The following is a 17628-nucleotide window of genomic DNA, read 5'->3' as shown; positions in this document are numbered from 1 at the left end:
CGATAATTCCCTCCTGACGCACCATAGAGGCTATATAAATCCCAGGGGATAATTCCCTCCTGACGCACCATAGAGGCTATATTGATTATTTGGAAGTGCTGACTGTTGAGGGTTCTTTGGTCAAGAACAATTCCCGGATTTGTTCAGCAATTTGGGAACTTGTCAGACCCAGATCAACTTTAGATTGATCAGGTGTAGCATGATCCACCAATTGGTCAGGAATGCCGAACCGCTTAACAGGTACTAAAACATCATGATCTAGTAGTGCTTCGGCTACTGCGGAACCAAAACCTCCCATGATGCAACCTTCTTCGAGGGTGACGACTTTACCGATTTTTTGGGCTAAGGGTACAATCAGCTCTGTGTCTAGGGGTTTGACAAATCTGGCATTAACCACAGTTGCATCAATGCCGTGTTCACTGAGAATCTCAGCTACCTGCATAGCGCTGTGAACCATTGTGCCATAGCCGAGTAGTAGGATATCATCACCTTGGCGGAGGATTTCACCTTTACCGATCGCAATAGGTTCCCAGCCTTCTTCCATAAGGGGAACCCCATGACCGGAACCACGGGGGTAGCGCATAGCGATCGCCCCAGAATTGTGATTAATACCAGTTACCAGCATTCGCTGTAATTCGGCTTCATCTTTAGGAGCCATAATTGTCATATTCGGGAGACAGCGCAGATAAGCGATATCATACATTCCCTGGTGAGTGGGACCATCTACCCCAACAATACCGGCGCGGTCCAAACAGAAGAAAACCGGCAACTTTTGGATACAGACATCATGGATAATCTGATCATAGGCTCGTTGTAGGAAAGTCGAGTAAATCGCCACCACCGGACGCATTCCCTCACAGGCTAAACCCGCCGCCAGAGTAACCGCGTGTTGTTCAGCAATACCCACATCAATATATTGTTGGGGGAGTTTAGCTTGTAGTTTATCCAAACCTGTGCCTGTTGCCATGGCGGCGGTGATACCCAAAATTTTAGGGTTATCTTCGGCCAGCTTAATTAAGGTATCTGCAAATACTTTAGAATAACTGGGAGGCTTGGGTTTGTTGGAGGGAATAGCTTTCCCGGTGGCGAGGTTAAAGGGTGATTGAGCGTGATAGCCTACTTGGTCTTTTTCAGCGATCGCATAACCCTTACCCTTAACTGTCGAGACATGAACCATAACCGGGCCTTTAATTTCATGGGCTTGTTGGAAAGTCTCGATCAAATCCTCCAAGTTGTGACCATCCACAGGTCCGATATAGGTAAAACCCAACTCCTCAATAATAGCCCCCAATTTCGGCACAGCTAACCGTTTCATCCCTTCTTTAAGGCGTTCCATCTCCGGGGTAAAATTCTCACCGACAAAGGGAATTTGTTTAAACTGTTCCCGCAGATTATCTTTCAAAAATTGCACCGGCGGGCTCAGGCGCATTTTATTCAAATAACGGGGAATCGCGCCCACATTGGGGGAAATCGACATTTCGTTATCATTGAGAACCACCATCAAATTAGTGTTAGGTAGATGACCCGCGTGGTTAATAGCTTCCAAAGCCATCCCCCCTGTCATCGCCCCATCACCAATAATTGCCACCACCTTATAGTTATCGCCCTGCATATCCCTAGCCAAAGCCATCCCCAAGGCGGCTGAGATGCTTGTAGAGGCGTGTCCGGCTCCAAAATGGTCAAAACGACTCTCGCACCGTTTTAGGTAGCCTGCGACCCCATCTTTTTGGCGCAGAGTATTAAAATTGTTGTAGCGTCCAGTAATCATTTTATGGGGATAGGCTTGGTGTCCGACATCCCAAATGACTTTATCTCGGTCTAGGTCTAGGGTTTGGTAAAGTCCTAGGGTTAGTTCGACCACTCCCAAACCTGGTCCCAAATGACCTCCAGTAGCTGCTACGGTTTCTAGGTGCTTTTCACGGATTTGTTGAGCCACTTCTTCCAATTCATGGATAGACAAACCGTGGAGTTGATTGGGATGGGTCAGTTCACTTAGATGCATAGTTGAAAATACTGATCCTAAAAATAAATTAACAATCGGACTTGTCTGAACATGATAGCCCAGTCTTGACGTTGATGCTGAACTTTAGTAGTAGTCGGGGGGGGTTATGGGGACTGGTGCAAATAGAGTCCCGCGCGGGAACCCACCCACACCAGCGGTGAGAGTAGGGGGGATTGTTTTTGGCTCGGTAATTTTTTCGGCTTAAATGCTGTTAGTATGGCTGTGGAGTCATTGCCAGGGAAACCACCTCACCCTAAGCCTTTCCCAGAAGCTGAGGGAGTTTCTGTATCGATCGCCAATTCTTGATGAGTTTGTGGCTCGCCAACAGGCATATTTTCGATTTCCCAGACTTTCAGGAGAATCAGATATTCATAAAAGGCTTGTAGAGTACACCAGGCGAGTCCAGGCTGACCGTCGAGGAAGCCTCCCAGGATAAAATACATATAGACAAACCGGATTAGGGGTCGAAATGGTAGGCGCAGGGATAAATCTTTCAAGGCGTGTCGCCTTTCGACCTCTGTTTTGCCCCAAAATAGGTGATTCCAGTTTACTGTACCCGATCGCAATTGTTTAACAGTTTCGTGGGCTTCATCTGTAGAATAACGGTTGTGCTTTTCTATCCATCGCGCCATGCCTTTACTGTTGGTATAGTGAGGATAGGTTTCTTTGAGGAAGCTGGTAGGACCGTCACAGACTTCTCTCTCGGTGTGACCATAATCGGTAAACCAGACGCGCTGCTTATCAAATAGACGCATCTGATAGCGGGGGTATTGGGTGCTGCGGCGAATCCAGCGCCCCATAAACATGACCCTTTCCGCTGCATAATAACCTATATAGCCGTCGGTATTTTGGGTTTGCTGTTGACACTCGGCGAATAGTTCGGGGGTCATGCGTTCATCGGATTCGAGAATATAGGCCCACTGATATTTAGTGGTTACTTCCTGCAGCATCCAAGTCCGTTGGCGACCGTGACTTTCAAACTTATGTTGAAGTACGCGGACGGGGTACTGTTGAGCAATTTCTACGGTGCGATCGCTACTAAAGGAATCGACTACAATTATATCATCACATTGACTGGCTGACTCAATACAGGCGGCAATATCAATTTCATCATTGCAAGTCAGAATATATATCGAAAACATTAGCTTCAGTGTTTTAGGGATATAAATTGGCAAAAAAAAGGAATATTTGATGCACCATAAATTTCGCTCATCGGTGAGACAAAAAAGGTGGCTCCATGCAGTTAAATACACCTAGGATTGGGTTTAATTTACATCCTTTGGAGCCATAATTATCTCGCGGTCAGCTATTTTATCCAGGGTTAGAAGATGGTTTACGACGACCTTTATTTAAGAGACCCAAACCTTTTAAACCAGTCCAGCCCAAGGCTATATAACCGATCGCCAATAGCAAACTACTCATCCCAGTTTGGAGGCTAGATTTGAGCGATCGCGTTTTGGCTTCATCCTCTAGTTCTTGTTGGCGTTGACGAATTTGGGTGAGTAACTGCACAGGTAGGGAGTCGGCTTGTTGTTCCAAGAACTCATCAAGGACGGCTGGATTAGTTCTAGCTTCCTCAAGAACTTGTAGAATTTGTGGGGGAAGATTTCCTTCCGCAATCACCTGATTTAATTGTTCCTCGTCTTGTATTAAGCCAGTTAACTGGGCTCGGAGTTGCACTTTTCGCTGTTCAATCTCCTGTTGAAATTGCTGACTTCCTAACTGGCTTTCCAGTTGAGTTTCTGCTTGCGCGGCTTGCTGACTAATCTCTGATAAAGCATCTCGGCGAGCCAAACGGGTATTATTAAGGTGCATGGGAAAAATCAGCAGGTACAGCAACCCGAATAAGCTGGCGAGGATACCAACCCACAATCTTAGGTCGGCGATATTGTTACGAGATTTGGGAGCATTTCCGAGGACACTATCCATCCAATACCCCATTAAAACGAGAGCCATTCCTACCAGGGGAACTACGCCTCGGTCAACTAAGCTGCTAGCAGTTTGGATTAACCAACCTCTATCGGTTAGGTTGGGGGGGAATAATAGGACTAAATAATCGACTAGGGCTGACAGAATCAGGATTAGCCCAACTAATTTGATGCTAGAAGAGGCTTGGAAGGAAAATTGACGGTTTGTTGTTGATGTCATAGGACGGTTAAGGATACTCTAAGTTTGTCTACAGCCAAGATAACAGTTCCGGCTAGTATGTAACTACTGTCATATTTGCCAAGATGGGGGAATTGTTTATTGATTAGCTGCGGTTGAGTAGTGGTTAATGATATCAAAGAAAGGAGAGACAATCATGATTGAGGGCGTTTATTCTGTGGAAGAACTACGGGAGGCGATCGCCTATAACCCTGAGCAATGGCGACCTCTAGTTTTTAGCAATGGCTGTTTTGACTTGATTCATGCTGGACATATTCGCTACCTGACCCAAGCCAAAAGTTTAGGGCGATCGCTGGTGGTCGGTCTCAATAGCGATCGATCTGTTCGCCTGATTAAACCCCACTCGGCTGGATATCCTCCCCGTCCTATTATACCAGAATTACAGCGAGCCGAAGTTCTCAGCCACTTAAAACCCGTAGATGCAGTGGTGATTTTTCCAGAAAGCACTGCTAGGGCGATTATTGAACAGTTACAACCTGATATCTATGTTAAGGGTGGTGATTACACCATTGACACCCTACCGGAAGCGCCCACGGTTCAAAGCTATGGCGGCAAGATTGTCCTAATTGCCGTGGAAATGCCTACTTCTACCAGTGGGATTATTAATCGGATTTTGCACCATCATACCCCACCCAATTTGGGGATGAATCCCTAACTCTAGGGTCGCAAAAGGTGATGGCTATTAACTACGCCATTGACCACTGGCGGACCTCTATCAACTTCGACCCTGAGAAAATCAACACACCAGTTAGCTTTCCCTCCCCTGGCGCTTAATTGGTAGGGTCTGACACAGTAACACAACCAACCCAGTGGAATCGCTCGGATTTCGTTTCCGTCCCCTGGCGCTTAATTGGTAGGGTCTGACCTGGGAGAATATGGCGCTTACCAGTGGGGAGTCTTCCCCCTGTTTCCGTCCCCTGGCGCTTAATTGGTAGGGTCTGACTTCAAATCCAAAAAAGCACTCTAAGACGACATTCGATAAGTTTCCGTCCCCTTGCGGGGAATTGTTAGGGTCTGACCTCAGCGGGTATCACAGGAAAAGGGCACTAGAGAATTGCGATCGTTTCCGTCCCCTGGCGCTTAATTGGTAGGGTCTGACCGAGGAAGCGCTAACAGACTGTGATGTAGTCTGGTTAAAGTTTCCGTCCCCTTGCGGGGAATTGGTAGGGTCTGACATCCATCAGTAAACACAAGCAATAACACAACAAATGGTTTCCGTCCCCTTGCGGGGAATTGGTAGGGTCTGACCCTGACCCTGGCGCTCCCGTCAGTGGGGCACAGCTCGAGGAATTCGAGGTTTCCGTCCCCTTGCGGGGAATTGGTAGGGTCTGACTCTTGAGTGGCACGGTATGTTATACATACTTAAAGACCACTTGTTTCCGTCCCCTTGCGGGGAATTGGTAGGGTCTGACACGGCGGTTAAAAGCCGCCCCGTCAACGTAGACGTGGCGTTTCCGTCCCCTTGCGGGGAATTGGTAGGGTCTGACTCTCTAGCCCATCAGGAATGACAGGTGCTTGGCACCTATTGCAGGAAGTTTCCGTCCCCTTGCGGGGAATTGGTAGGGTCTGACAGCGGATTAGGACACTGTTTAACTCAATCACGGGTAGTTTCCGTCCCCTTGCGGGGAATTGGTAGGGTCTGACAACAGAAACGGTTGCTGTTGAAAGCAATCACCAAAAAAATGCAGTTTCCGTCCCCTTGCGGGGAATTGGTAGGGTCTGACTCATTAGCCAAGGGCTGTTGTTGCTGAGTGTCGGCTTTTTAGGGCTAACGTTTCCGTCCCCTTGCGGGGAATTGGTAGGGTCTGACATGGGTCATGAAAATGGCTATCCCCGAACAAGCGGACGTTATCGTTTCCGTCCCCTTGCGGGGAATTGGTAGGGTCTGACCGTTACAAACAGCCCCGCCTCTCGGCTGAGGCGATGGAAGTTAAAGTTTCCGTCCCCTTGCGGGGAATTGGTAGGGTCTGACAAGATATATTAAAAAGGACTTCAACTCAATCAATAAATTCAGAGTTTCCGTCCCCTTGCGGGGAATTGGTAGGGTCTGACCGGGCGGTCGGTGACCGACGCCATGCTCGGCGGAGAAATCGAGCGGGTTTCCGTCCCCTTGCGGGGAATTGGTAGGGTCTGACGGACGGGGAACCTGACCCGGTCAGGGAACTCTTAGACGACGAAAGTTTCCGTCCCCTTGCGGGGAATTGGTAGGGTCTGACCTCGTCTCTCGGGACAGAGGTGGTCCTCGCCCGACTCAACTGTTTCCGTCCCCTTGCGGGGAATTGGTAGGGTCTGACCCCGGTCAAAAACTTATTTGCGATACTACACATATAGCTCTGTTTCCGTCCCCTTGCGGGGAATTGGTAGGGTCTGACCTGGCTGAATTAAGCCACAAACATAAGCGCGCGATTGAGTTTCCGTCCCCTTGCGGGGAATTGGTAGGGTCTGACCGCTACAACTAAAACTAAGACGGCAATCACTCACACACCTAAGCCTCGTTTCCGTCCCCTTGCGGGGAATTGGTAGGGTCTGACTATCGGGATTGCTCAGAGTTCGAGGCATCTATCCGAGCTTATTGTTTCCGTCCCCTTGCGGGGAATTGGTAGGGTCTGACCTGGAGTCCCTCAACCCTGTCTGCTAAAATCCATTCATTTAAGTTTCCGTCCCCTTGCGGGGAATTGGTAGGGTCTGACTGCGCTAGTTGTTCATTTAGTTTCGAGATGGTTGACTGAGTAGCTGTTTCCGTCCCCTTGCGGGGAATTGGTAGGGTCTGACCCTCATCCGAGGACACAAGGAGATTGAAGACTGGCTGGAAAGTTTCCGTCCCCTTGCGGGGAATTGGTAGGGTCTGACCGCAAGTATTGCGAAAACATTAACCGAGGCATCTCGGAGGAGTTTCCGTCCCCTTGCGGGGAATTGGTAGGGTCTGACCTTGGCGAAAAGAACAAATAACAGAAGAGTTTTAGTTTCAAGTTTCCGTCCCCTTGCGGGGAATTGGTAGGGTCTGACATTGTTTTAACTTGCGTGGGAATCAACGCACGTCTGGTGAGGTTTCCGTCCCCTTGCGGGGAATTGGTAGGGTCTGACTTGCGGCAAAATTGAAGACAAGCCGCGCCATGCGGACGTTTCCGTCCCCTTGCGGGGAATTGGTAGGGTCTGACTGGAAAGCCACCGCTGATGATGTCGATTTTTCCTCTCCACGGCGTTTCCGTCCCCTTGCGGGGAATTGGTAGGGTCTGACTCGAAGACTTACGCAATGGGGCGGCTGGCCCCCTAAAGCCATTGTTTCCGTCCCCTTGCGGGGAATTGGTAGGGTCTGACTCTTTCCTTCCGATATTGTTGGTTTTAAATCTAAATGTTTAGTTTCCGTCCCCTTGCGGGGAATTGGTAGGGTCTGACTAATAATAATAATAATAATAATAATAATTAAGTGTTTCCGTCCCCTTGCGGGGAATTGGTAGGGTCTGACACATCAAGTTCTCCAAAGAGGATATTGATGCCTGGATCGAAGGTTTCCGTCCCCTTGCGGGGAATTGGTAGGGTCTGACATGATGTTGTCCGGTTTTAACCAGCCAGGCTTCGATTTCGCAGGGGTGTTTCCGTCCCCTTGCGGGGAATTGGTAGGGTCTGACCCTGAACTGGATTTGCTAGACGATGACGAAATTTGTGCGTTGCGGTTTCCGTCCCCTTGCGGGGAATTGGTAGGGTCTGACCCTATACCTTTGGAAACCTTACAGTATGCGGTTTTCAAGGTACGATCGCGCGAGAGCACGTAGAAGGTGCTTAACAAAACTTTACAGCCCTTTTTTGGGGGAGCAAATTCCTTTGTTTTCGCTGGATATATATTATCAGCCATAGTGCCAGACTGTCAACCCCCAAAAACAAAAACTTTTCTTTTTCTAGCTCAAATTTACCTGAACTAGCCCAGGATTGCCAGTCGCGCGAGGTTATGAGAATCTGTCATATAACTTTATAAAGTCCCAAACACTCACCCAGAAAGGAATCCATCGGTTAGGGAGGGTCGATCGCCTTAAAAAGCCCCAATAATTATGAGAATCAACCCACCGACTCATTCCCTGGGGCAGGGGAGAGACCTTCAAGCCCACCTAACCCTGGAAGATAACCAAAGTCCACCCCAAGAAATTTCAGCAATTGTCAACATTTTGGCATCCCCAGATTGTCCGTCAGCGGTGAACTGAGTCCAATGCACCTGTACAATGGTGAATTAATCACCTTTTTATATTATTGGGCCAAACCAGCCCAGTTAGTTTTCCGCCGCCAGTTAACCCTAGGCGGTTTCCAAGCTACCGGAGATATTGAATGACTGATTTGATCGCCTCCTCCGAACAAGACTTATCAATGGACTTAAATCAACTGCGCTCACAACTCAACAGCGACAGCCAGACCCAGCAGTTAAAGGCGATCGCCTCATTAGTGACCCAGGGGGAACTCGGTTTAGATATACTGATAGAATTCTTAACCAACCAGCAGACCCAAACTCCCACCCCCGTCAGTGGTCAAGTCTATCAAGCACTGTATACAGCCAACCTCCCCAAAACCAAAGAGTTTTTGGAAACCCATTTTCCCACCGGAGTAGTCCCCCTAAACTCACTCGTAGGAGCAGATTATTTTCCCCTCCAACAGGAATTAGCACAGCAAAACTTCCAAGCCGCCGACCTGCTGACCCTCAGAAACCTGTGTGAATTAGCCGGGAGTGCTGCAGTTAAACGAAACTGGCTATATTTTTCGGAAGTCGATCGCTTTCCTGTCGCTGACTTACAAACCATCGATACCCTGTGGCGAGTCCATTCCCAGGGTCAATTTGGCTATACAGTCCAGCGGGAAATTTGGTTAGGTGTCGGCAAAAATTGGGATAAATTGTGGCAGAAAATTGGCTGGAGAAGCGATCGGACTTGGACTCGCTATCCCCAAGGCTTCACCTGGGATCTAAGCGCTCCCAGGGGACACCTACCCTTATCCAATCAATTACGCGGTAGAAGAGTCATTGAGGCTCTGTTAAATCATCCCGCCTTCGACAAGTAGGAAAACACTTCCCAGCCCTAATAGTTTCCTAGGCTGAAAAAGTCCTCGTCCCTAGAGGGCGGGGTCTGCCTACCCTCACCATCGTGGTATATTAAAACGGAAACAATGTTATTGTAGAGCCAGGTCTTCCCCTATCCAAAACATAAATCTATGGTTGGTTTCCTCAAAGGTATTTTTTCGAGCCGTAAGCCGGGAATGGGTATTGAACTAGCCACCGAGCGAATTAGTATTGTCGAAGTGCGGAAAAAAGGCGATAAGTTCAAGTTGTTAACCCTAGCGACAGCCGAAGTTCCCGAAAATGTCGTGCAGGATGGTCAAATAGTTGATACTCCTACCATGTCGGAGTTAATCGAGTCCACATTGCAGGACAATAACATCAAAACCAAAAACGTCGCCACCGCTATTCCGGGAAGGGAAGCTGTAACTCGTTTAATTCCGGTTCCCGCCGAGTTAAATGAGGAGGAACTCAAAGATTATATGAACGCCGAAGCCGGTTTATATCTACCTTTTCCTAGGGAAGAAGCTGATGTAGACTACCAGAAACTCGGCACATTTGTTGATGAAGATGGCATCGAGAAAGTACAGGTTTTGTTAGTCGCTACCCGTAAGGATATCACCAATACTTACATAGAAACCTTTGAACAAGCCGGGTTACAAATAGACGTTTTAGAAATCAGTAACTTTTCCCTAATTCGGACTATGAAAAGTCAGTTAGAACACTTTAGTTCTAACGAGGCGGCTATTTTGGCCGACATCGAATTTGATAGCACAGAATTAGTGATTGTTGTCAATGGGGTTCCCCAATTTACCCGCACCATTCCCATTGGTTTGTATCAGGTGCAAACCGCCCTCAGTAGCGCCATGAACCTACCTCCGTCTCGGGATGTTCAGGAATTGCAGGCCATGACCCTCCCGGTAACTGATACAATGGGAGCATTGAACGAACCCAATCCGGGAGTTAATGCCATAATTAAAGTATTAGCAGAGTTGGCCGACGAACTACGTCGCTCTATTGACTTCTATATTAATCAAAATGATGGTTTGGAAATCGCTCAGTTACTTCTGGCGGGTCCTGGGGCGGCGATCGGACAACTTGATGAGTTCTTCATGCAGCGCCTAGCTATGCCAGCCACCCAGGTTGACCCCATAGAAGCCCTCAATATATCTACCGAGGGTAAGGAAATTCCTCCAGAACAACGTGCTAGTTTAGGAGTGGCATTAGGTTTAGGACTGCGTGTCACCTAATCGGGGAACTCTCCCCCGTTCCCAAATATCCATAGAAATCTTACCAGAGGGTTTGTGATTATGTACAGCCTTGATATTAATTTTCTTAACGATCGCCCAGACTATAAGCCCGCAGACCGAAAGCCCCAAAGTCGGCAGAAAGGGAAACCCGTTGACCAAACACCCATTTTAATCGGACTTGGGGTGGCTATGGGACTCAATGCCTTGATGGCCGGGGGTTGGTTCGTTTTAAATCGACAAAATGCCACCCTTTCCAGAGAAGTGGATGCTTTAGAGTTGCAACTAGGCGAGAAAAATGTGCAAGTCGAAGCCCTCGATCACGTTTATGCTGAAGCCAGACAGACCAATGAGGAAGCCGATGCTTTGGCTTTGGTATTCAACGAGATTAAGCCCTGGTCAGCTTTAAGTCAAGAAATGGCTGAGATTATGCAAATTGCTGGGGTGAGAATTACTAACGTCCGACAAACTGAACCCACCGCTGAAGCGGGCGCAGCCTCTGGGGAAGAGGGACAGGCGGCGGCTAGACAAACCGCACAGGTGACCATTGAGGGGAATGCTGGATCTTTTGGACAGCTTAATGATTTTATGCTGTTGGTAAATCAGTCGCCTTTCTTTGATGACAGCAAAACCCGGTTGGTTTCTGCTAGATTGCACGATAACCCCACCCGTTTAGTGGTGGCTGATGGTTCTTCAGTGCCTGGGGGTCTGCCAGATTTACAGCCCATAGTCCAGTTTAACATAGAAACCCGTCTGAGTTCTGCCAGCGCTTCGGAACTGTTACCTCTATTAAAAGCTAATGATGCGGTGGGCTTGGTCAACAGAATTCAAACCCTCACAGAACAAGGGGTGATTAGGCCCTAGGCTTTCTTGGATCAGTTATGATGTCAATAATAACGGAGGATTTGGAAAATGGTAGCAGCAAATGAGTATCTTCTCGATCCTGATGAAGATGAGGAGGAGGGTTCGTCTGGCCCAGTGATATTGGGTTTGGCTATTACTTCTAAGGTCATTGGTATTGCGATTGGAGCCGTAGGAGCAATTTTGTTTGGGGCTGGTGTGTTTTACCTGGCTTTTCCGGCTTGGGAAGAACAGCAAATGCTGAATTCTTCTATTCAAACTAAGCAAAGGGAAATTGAACAGCAAAACGAGAAGTTGCAGCAGCAAGAAGAAGCTGAGAGACAACTAGCCGAGGCTAAACAGCGACGGGCTAGTGTAACGGCTTTGTTTGCTGATGAGGCTAATCTGCAAACCTTGATGTTTGATGTTAATGAACAATTAAATCAAATTAATGGGGGGATTTTGGATGAAGATCTAAAAGCGCGTTTGATTAGGTTTCAACCCCTAAATGATGGACCTGTACTGGTGGCTGATGGTTCTCTCGGTTCCCAAGTTAATAATAAACTGAGACGACAAGAGTACGAGGTGGAGTTGGAAGGGAGTTTTGAGCAAATCCGCAGATTTCTGATTTCTCTCGAGAGAATGCAGCCTATGTTGGTGGTCAGAGATTTTAGTTCTCAGTTGCTCGATCGCGCGCCAGAATTGAAGGGGGAAATTCGCCAGGGTCGCTTTGTTCCCATAGATGACCAGCCGCAACGCCGCCTCAGAAGCACGTTTAAGTTACACGCCTTAATGCCTTTGAGTGACCAGCAGCGTGAGGAAAAACAGCAAGCAGGTCAGGAAGCTGAAAAAAAATAATGCTCTGGTTCACAGATAATGGAGCGATCGCCTCATAACCCCTAATTAATGGCGATCGCTCATTTTTTTGCGGAAGGGGGGTTAGACCGCAACTGTATCACTAATCGACGGGGAGGGTAAACGGGAACGCTTAATCTACTGCCTCTGTAATATGACCCCCTCGCAGCGACTCAAAACCGTCAAGTTAGCAATCAGGATTATGGGACTAAGCAGGATGTTTATGCCCAGAGTGATTTTCAAACTACTAAAGCGATCGCTGAACATTATGATACCTGGAATGAACATAAAATTAAGTTTAGGCAAAAGCGATTAGCTGTCATAGCTGCTGGTATCTGACGCATTGAAAATATCAGCCTGGAAATATAACTCAGACCATCCGCCGCCATAAATCACCATCGGCAAACTATGTCAAGAGCTTGTCTCATGTTGATATCAGGTCGAACTGAGCAATTTTCCTGAGTGGGTCGGCAATAACGATGGTTTATAACTTGGTTGTTAGATGAAAGGCTAACAGTTTGGGTGACAAGCACACGCTCGGATCTGTTGCAGTCTACTGTAACTTCGGATATTTTTATTGAATTATTAAAGAACTTTTCTCTCGTGTAAAATGAGACATAATTACTTCGGGAATCGATATAAATCAAACTTAATGTCGAGTTAATAGGCTGCCAAGATTTCTCAAGAATAGTCCACCTAGTTCGCAAATCTAATGCATTAACTGCTGGTGCAGAGATCGTAACATAAGACGCGGCGAGTAACCCGGCAATAGACTTTTTAATCATGATCAAGTATCCTCATGGTATTGATGATCACTACAAGCTGATTATAACCCCAGTCGCCCAAAGAGGGCGAGGTCTTAGACCCAATTTTTTGATAATGGAGCGATCGCCTCATAACCCCTAATTAATGGCGATCGCTCATTTTTTTGCGGAAGGGGGTTGACAAAATCGCTAAAATGTGATAGGTTGCCGTGGTAAAACATCCGTGCATCCGTGGCTGTAGATAATTTCCTATTGTCCTGTTGTCGCGGATCAACTATGATTTTTCCAGGCCTAAGCAAACATAATATATAAACCCATAGCAACGGTTGCTTTCCAACTTTTAGGAGGAAATGTGAGAGATATTTTAGGATTTGGTGGAGGAGTAATGGGGGGAGTTGCAGCAGCCATGGTTGTGGCTGTCGCTCCCGCCCTAGCGTTTACTGTTGTCCGGGATATTCAATTATTCCAAGCCGACAACGGGGAGATTAACCTGGTGCTGGTAACAGACGGCGGCGAACGTCCAGCGGTGTTTGTGATTCGGCGGGGTAATGATTTTGTCGCCGATATTACTAACGCTCAATTGAGTTCTGCGAATGGGTCATTTCAGCAAAATAACCCGGCTCCTGGTATTGCTTCGATTGTGGTGAACCAGCTAGACCCGACCAGTATTCGGGTGATTGTGACGGGAACTAATGGCTCTCCTGAAGCGCGGATAATTCAAGGTGCGGGAGATGCTATTGCGATCGCGATCGCTCCAGAAGGGGCGATCGCCGAGGCTCCGGCTTTTGCACCGGAACAACCTGGGAACGGTACTTCTCAGGTAATGGTTCCCGACCCACCAGTTAGCATCACTGGTCAGCCTACAGCCCCTTCTCAAAACGGCAATAATGAGATTATCATGCCCGACCCGGCTTTAACTCCCCAAATGGGTCAAGCGCCATTACAGCCAAGGCGTTCCTTAGACACAGCCCCACCCTTCCAAGCCCGTGCTGTTGCGCCACCTTTAGGAGATATTGCGGTTTCTAATATCAATCCAGCCGCTGCCAATGTCAACCTGAACACCAACGAAATCATCCCCCGCCTAGTGTTGCGAGACGCATCAGTGCGGGAGGTATTATCATTGTTGGCGCGGGTTGCTGGTCTTAATGTTGCATTCAGTAACTTAGAGAAAGACCCCAACACTGGACGCTTTAGACCGGGAAATGAAGAACAGGAATTTAAAATTTCCTTGGACATTGAAAATGAACCAGTCCAGGAAGTCTTTAACTATGTCCTGCGATTAACCGGGTTACAAGCCAATCGAGTTGGTAACACGGTTTTTGTCGGTTTTGAACTGCCTGAGTCTGCCCAAAATATTATTTTGAGAACTCTAAGACTCAATCAGGCTAATGTGGAGTCTGCGGCTTCTTTTTTGGCTACTCAGGGAGCCGAAACTCAAACTATAGTAACAACGACTGAAGTTGAAGAACAAGAGAGTACAGTTGAGGGACTCAGAAGAACCAGTATAAGAACAACCACCAGCAGCGAGATTAGACCAGAAGTATCTTCTGTAGGAGTCGGACCTTTAATACTTCGAGGGTTAACAGTTTCAGCGGATAACCGCCTCAATTCTATTACTCTGGTTGGGCCTCCTGAACAAGTAGAGATCGCAACTGCTATGTTAATGCAGCTCGATCTCCGTCAACGTCAGGTGGCGGTTAATGTGAAAATCATTGACGTGAACCTGACCGGGGAAGCCACCCAGAGCAGTAGTTTCTCCTTTGGGATTAATGATACCTTCTTTGTGAATGATGGCGGGGCGGCTTCTCTCAACTTTGGTGGCATCAATCCCCCAACTCGTGGTCAGTCTACAGGTGGTGTCACCTCTCGCCCCATTATTACCAACCCCCTAAGCACTCAAGAACCATTTTTTGATCGCGATAGCACGATTAGGACTCCGTTAACGGCTCCTGGGGGTGGTATTGGCTTGAGACCGATTCGACCTGTCACCGAGAGACCGGGAGCGGTTGGGCTTTCTGAATATACACCTTTCACGAGAAACTTAACAGATGGAACTCTGAGCGCCCTTGGTAGCACTACTGTTTCCGTGTTTCCCTTCTTCCAATATCCTCGGCGGTTCCTGTCTACCTTGCAAGCTCAAATCGTCAGCGGTAGAGCCAAAATCCTCACCGACCCCACCTTGGTGGTACAAGAGGGAGAAACTGCTTCCGTGCAACTGGTACAAGAGGTATTGCAATCGACGACAACAACTTTTACAGATACTGTTGCCGGTAGCAGGGAAACCATCCAGCCTCAACTTGTAGATGTGGGCTTGATTCTGGGGGTGAATGTTGAGCGAATTGATGATAATGGCTTTATCACCATGGTAATTAACCCAGAAGTTAGTTCCCCTGGATCTCGGGTAGCAACGGGTAACGATGATTTTGTCTTACAAATCTTTCGGCGCAGGTTAAGTTCAGGAAGGATTCGTCTGCGGGACGGTCAAACTCTGATTGTCTCTGGTATTATTCAAGATCAGGAACGGACTGATGTAAGCAAGATTCCCCTGTTGGGTGACTTGCCTATCCTGGGTTCTCTGTTCCGTAGAAGCAGCACCAGCAGCGAGCGGGCTGAGGTAATTGTGTTGGTAACGCCCAGTATCCTGGATGATTCCGATCGCTCTGGGTTTGGCTACCAGAATAATTTTAGTCCCGATGCCCGCCAGATGATGCAAGGGCGTTAGGATCTGGCCGGAAAAACCCATTAACCGAAAATCCCCCACCCCTGGGGGATATTTTTATCGGCTAATATGTTAAAAAAAGTGGAAAATTCCCCTAAATCTATGACAATTTAGGGTTAAACCCTATCTATGTTGCTACAGAAACCTTAGAATAAGGCAGAAAATCGTGCAAACCATTGGGGGTAATTGATTGGCCCCCAGTTCTCAAAAGGAGAGATTGATGAATAAGGGTGAATTAATAGATGCAGTAGCCGAAAAAGCAGGTGTCACCAAAAAACAGGCTGATGCAGTGTTGAGTGCGGCCCTCGAAAGTGTTATAGATGCTGTTGCTACACAGGAAAAAGTCACCCTGGTGGGATTTGGTTCTTTTGAAGCGAGGAAACGCAAGGCGCGCGAAGGCCGTAACCCCCAGACGGGTGAAAAAATGGATATTCCAGAGACTTGGGTTCCGGCTTTCTCGGCAGGAAAGATGTTTAAGGAGAAGGTGGCTCATAAATAGTCGTCCATAACCCACCACTAATCAGGATATGGATTTAGTGGGTCTCCACGGGAGTAGATCATGAACAGACCCAGCCACGGGGGAAATTTGATGTGGGCGGCTTCGATCGCTGATTGTCCGCCATCAGAAATTGTCGATTTCTCGGCTAGTATTAATCCCCTCGGCCCTCCGTTAACGGCGATCGCCGCTTTGGCTAGTCATCAGGGGGAGATTAAAACCTATCCTCAGCCGGATTATATGGACCTGCGACAGGCTTTAAGTCGCTTCCATGGGGATGTACCCGTTGAATGGATTTTGCCCGGAAATGGGGCGGCTGAGTTGCTGACATGGGCGGGCCGGGAGTTGGCGCAAGGGTCGGCTACATATCTGCTGACTCCGGCTTTTGGGGACTATCGGCGATCGCTCAATGCTTTTAATGCTAGGGTGATCGAGTTTCCGATTAGTCTCGAAGGTGGCGATAACCTCCAATTTGATGGGTTGGGGGAATTAGACGACAGGGCGGGACTATTGCTGAATACTCCCCACAATCCTACGGGTATATTACTACGGCCAGAGTTGATTTTGCCTCTGTTGGAAAGGTTTGCTTTGGTGGTGGTTGACGAGGCTTTTATGGATTTTCTGCCACCGTCGGCACAAACTAGCTTAATTCCTATGGTGGCAGATTTTCCCAATTTGGTGATTGTGCGATCGCTGACTAAATTCTACAGTCTGCCTGGTTTAAGATTAGGATATGCGATCGCTCACCCAGACCGCCTAAATTTGTGGCGACAGTGGCGAGACCCTTGGTCTGTGAATAATTTAGCCGTGGCGGCGGGTATTGCAGTTTTAGGCGATCGGGCTTTTGAGGAAAAAACCCACCATTGGTTATCTATTAACCGCCCTAAACTCTATCAGGAATTAGGGAATATTGCCGGACTTTATCCTTATCCAGGGGTGGCTAATTTTTTGCTAGTCCGGTCTCAATGTTCTGTCACTCAGTTACAAACCAAACTACTTACAGATTATCGGATTTTGATTCGCGATTGTTTGAGTTTTCCAGAATTGGGGGACAATTATTTCCGGGTCGCCGTCCGCACCGAAGCTGAAAATCAATATCTGATTACCGCTTTAAAAAATATATTAATAATTGATAATTGATAATTAATAATTGTAGGGGCGCGCCTCTGCAGTCAACCCAACTCCCCACGACCTTCTAAATAAACCCGCCCTCTTTCTTTCTGGGTTCCGGTTGATGGTGCGTCAGAAGCGGGCTATATTAATCCTCACGAATAATTATCGGTTATGGTGCGTCAGAAATCAATTATAGCGGTTCGGTGGATTGGTGAGGTACTTTTTAAAGCCCCTCTCCCTTCTGGGAGAGGGGTTTGGGGTGAGGGCTTTACCTCATGAGTCTGAGAATCGCTATATCCGGTGAGGATTATAATTCTCGGTTATGGTGCGTCAGAAATTAATTCTCCGGTGAGAATTATAATTATCGGTTATGGTGCGTCAGAAATTAATT

The 17628-nt window shown here is 47.7% G+C and carries 13 protein-coding genes, 1 pseudogene and 1 CRISPR repeat array; of the genes and pseudogenes, 10 read left to right on the top strand and 4 right to left on the bottom strand.

The window, feature by feature from the left end; genetic code table 11:
• Positions 1-85: 85 nt before the first annotated feature.
• The 3 genes from dxs to hpsJ-B form a co-directional block, all read right to left on the bottom strand.
• Positions 86-2002, bottom strand: coding sequence for a 1-deoxy-D-xylulose-5-phosphate synthase (gene dxs, locus P5674_RS18065; protein WP_006616555.1), 1917 nt, complete (start codon positions 2000-2002; stop codon positions 86-88).
• A gap of 248 nt (positions 2003-2250) precedes the next feature.
• Positions 2251-3144 (bottom strand): glycosyltransferase family 2 protein, encoded by an 894-nt coding sequence (locus tag P5674_RS18060; protein ID WP_152088319.1) that lies wholly within the window; start codon positions 3142-3144, stop codon positions 2251-2253.
• Between the two features lie 169 nt (positions 3145-3313).
• Positions 3314-4150 carry a hormogonium polysaccharide biosynthesis protein HpsJ gene (hpsJ-B, locus tag P5674_RS18055; protein WP_315670171.1) on the bottom strand — a complete coding sequence of 279 codons (837 nt, stop codon included), beginning with the start codon at positions 4148-4150 and terminating at the stop codon, positions 3314-3316.
• Between the two features lie 154 nt (positions 4151-4304).
• Between hpsJ-B and P5674_RS18050 the strand changes: the two genes are divergently transcribed.
• The 7 genes and pseudogenes from P5674_RS18050 to P5674_RS18020 form a co-directional block, all read left to right on the top strand.
• Positions 4305-4823 (top strand): adenylyltransferase/cytidyltransferase family protein, encoded by a 519-nt coding sequence (locus P5674_RS18050; RefSeq protein ID WP_315670170.1) that lies wholly within the window; start codon positions 4305-4307, stop codon positions 4821-4823.
• A gap of 97 nt (positions 4824-4920) precedes the next feature.
• Positions 4921-7878: direct repeats of the CRISPR family, unit length 37 nt; unit sequence GTTTCCGTCCCCTTGCGGGGAATTGGTAGGGTCTGAC.
• Positions 7879-8214: 336 nt separating this feature from the next.
• The gene (locus P5674_RS18045; protein WP_162270058.1) at positions 8215-8364 is read left to right on the top strand and encodes a hypothetical protein; all 150 of its coding nucleotides are present in this window, start codon (positions 8215-8217) and stop codon (positions 8362-8364) included.
• 121 nt (positions 8365-8485) lie between these two features.
• The gene (locus P5674_RS18040; protein ID WP_014276277.1) at positions 8486-9208 is read left to right on the top strand and encodes a GUN4 domain-containing protein; all 723 of its coding nucleotides are present in this window, start codon (positions 8486-8488) and stop codon (positions 9206-9208) included.
• Between the two features lie 150 nt (positions 9209-9358).
• On the top strand, positions 9359-10453 hold the full coding sequence (gene pilM, locus P5674_RS18035) for a type IV pilus assembly protein PilM (protein ID WP_014276278.1): 1095 nt from the start codon (positions 9359-9361) through the stop codon (positions 10451-10453).
• 60 nt (positions 10454-10513) lie between these two features.
• On the top strand, positions 10514-11314 hold the full coding sequence (locus tag P5674_RS18030; RefSeq protein WP_315670169.1) for a PilN domain-containing protein: 801 nt from the start codon (positions 10514-10516) through the stop codon (positions 11312-11314).
• 48 nt (positions 11315-11362) lie between these two features.
• Positions 11363-12148 (top strand): hypothetical protein, encoded by a 786-nt coding sequence (locus P5674_RS18025; RefSeq protein ID WP_014276280.1) that lies wholly within the window; start codon positions 11363-11365, stop codon positions 12146-12148.
• 219 nt (positions 12149-12367) lie between these two features.
• Positions 12368-12484: pseudogene (locus tag P5674_RS18020) on the top strand (hypothetical protein); the annotation flags it as partial.
• Positions 12485-13004: 520 nt separating this feature from the next.
• On the opposite strand, the gene P5674_RS18015 reads toward P5674_RS18020, so the two are convergent.
• The gene (locus tag P5674_RS18015) at positions 13005-13130 is read right to left on the bottom strand and encodes a hypothetical protein (protein WP_315670168.1); all 126 of its coding nucleotides are present in this window, start codon (positions 13128-13130) and stop codon (positions 13005-13007) included.
• Positions 13131-13261: 131 nt separating this feature from the next.
• On the opposite strand from P5674_RS18015, the gene P5674_RS18010 reads away from it, so the two are divergent.
• The 3 genes from P5674_RS18010 to cobD all read left to right on the top strand — a co-directional run bounded on the left by P5674_RS18010 (position 13262) and on the right by cobD (position 17264).
• Complete coding sequence (locus P5674_RS18010) at positions 13262-15631, top strand: AMIN domain-containing protein (protein ID WP_315670167.1); 2370 nt, start codon at positions 13262-13264, stop codon at positions 15629-15631.
• Between the two features lie 217 nt (positions 15632-15848).
• Positions 15849-16127 carry an HU family DNA-binding protein gene (locus tag P5674_RS18005; protein WP_006617078.1) on the top strand — a complete coding sequence of 93 codons (279 nt, stop codon included), beginning with the start codon at positions 15849-15851 and terminating at the stop codon, positions 16125-16127.
• 60 nt (positions 16128-16187) lie between these two features.
• Positions 16188-17264: a threonine-phosphate decarboxylase CobD gene (cobD, locus tag P5674_RS18000; protein ID WP_014276282.1), complete on the top strand. Its 1077-nt coding sequence runs from the start codon at positions 16188-16190 to the stop codon at positions 17262-17264.
• Positions 17265-17628: the final 364 nt, after the last annotated feature.

Origin of the sequence: Limnospira sp. PMC 289.06 (genome assembly GCF_032350395.1) — a bacterium.
Taxonomy (GTDB): Bacteria; Cyanobacteriota; Cyanobacteriia; order Cyanobacteriales; family Microcoleaceae; genus Limnospira; species Limnospira platensis.
This window is presented reverse-complemented; position numbering and strand designations above follow the sequence as displayed.

Excerpts from the sequence above, each read along its gene's own strand:
- dxs (WP_006616555.1), bottom strand. The coding sequence starts at position 2,002 with ATGCATCTAAGTGAACTGACCCATCCCAATCAACTCCACGGTTTGTCT.
- P5674_RS18005 (WP_006617078.1), top strand. The coding sequence starts at position 15,849 with ATGAATAAGGGTGAATTAATAGATGCAGTAGCCGAAAAAGCAGGTGTC.
- cobD (WP_014276282.1), top strand. The coding sequence starts at position 16,188 with ATGAACAGACCCAGCCACGGGGGAAATTTGATGTGGGCGGCTTCGATC.
- P5674_RS18015 (WP_315670168.1), bottom strand. The coding sequence starts at position 13,130 with ATGTTTTACCACGGCAACCTATCACATTTTAGCGATTTTGTCAACCCC.
- P5674_RS18060 (WP_152088319.1), bottom strand. The coding sequence starts at position 3,144 with ATGTTTTCGATATATATTCTGACTTGCAATGATGAAATTGATATTGCC.
- P5674_RS18040 (WP_014276277.1), top strand. The coding sequence starts at position 8,486 with ATGACTGATTTGATCGCCTCCTCCGAACAAGACTTATCAATGGACTTA.
- P5674_RS18025 (WP_014276280.1), top strand. The coding sequence starts at position 11,363 with ATGGTAGCAGCAAATGAGTATCTTCTCGATCCTGATGAAGATGAGGAG.
- P5674_RS18045 (WP_162270058.1), top strand. The coding sequence starts at position 8,215 with ATGAGAATCAACCCACCGACTCATTCCCTGGGGCAGGGGAGAGACCTT.
- hpsJ-B (WP_315670171.1), bottom strand. The coding sequence starts at position 4,150 with ATGACATCAACAACAAACCGTCAATTTTCCTTCCAAGCCTCTTCTAGC.
- pilM (WP_014276278.1), top strand. The coding sequence starts at position 9,359 with ATGGTTGGTTTCCTCAAAGGTATTTTTTCGAGCCGTAAGCCGGGAATG.
- P5674_RS18050 (WP_315670170.1), top strand. The coding sequence starts at position 4,305 with ATGATTGAGGGCGTTTATTCTGTGGAAGAACTACGGGAGGCGATCGCC.
- P5674_RS18030 (WP_315670169.1), top strand. The coding sequence starts at position 10,514 with ATGTACAGCCTTGATATTAATTTTCTTAACGATCGCCCAGACTATAAG.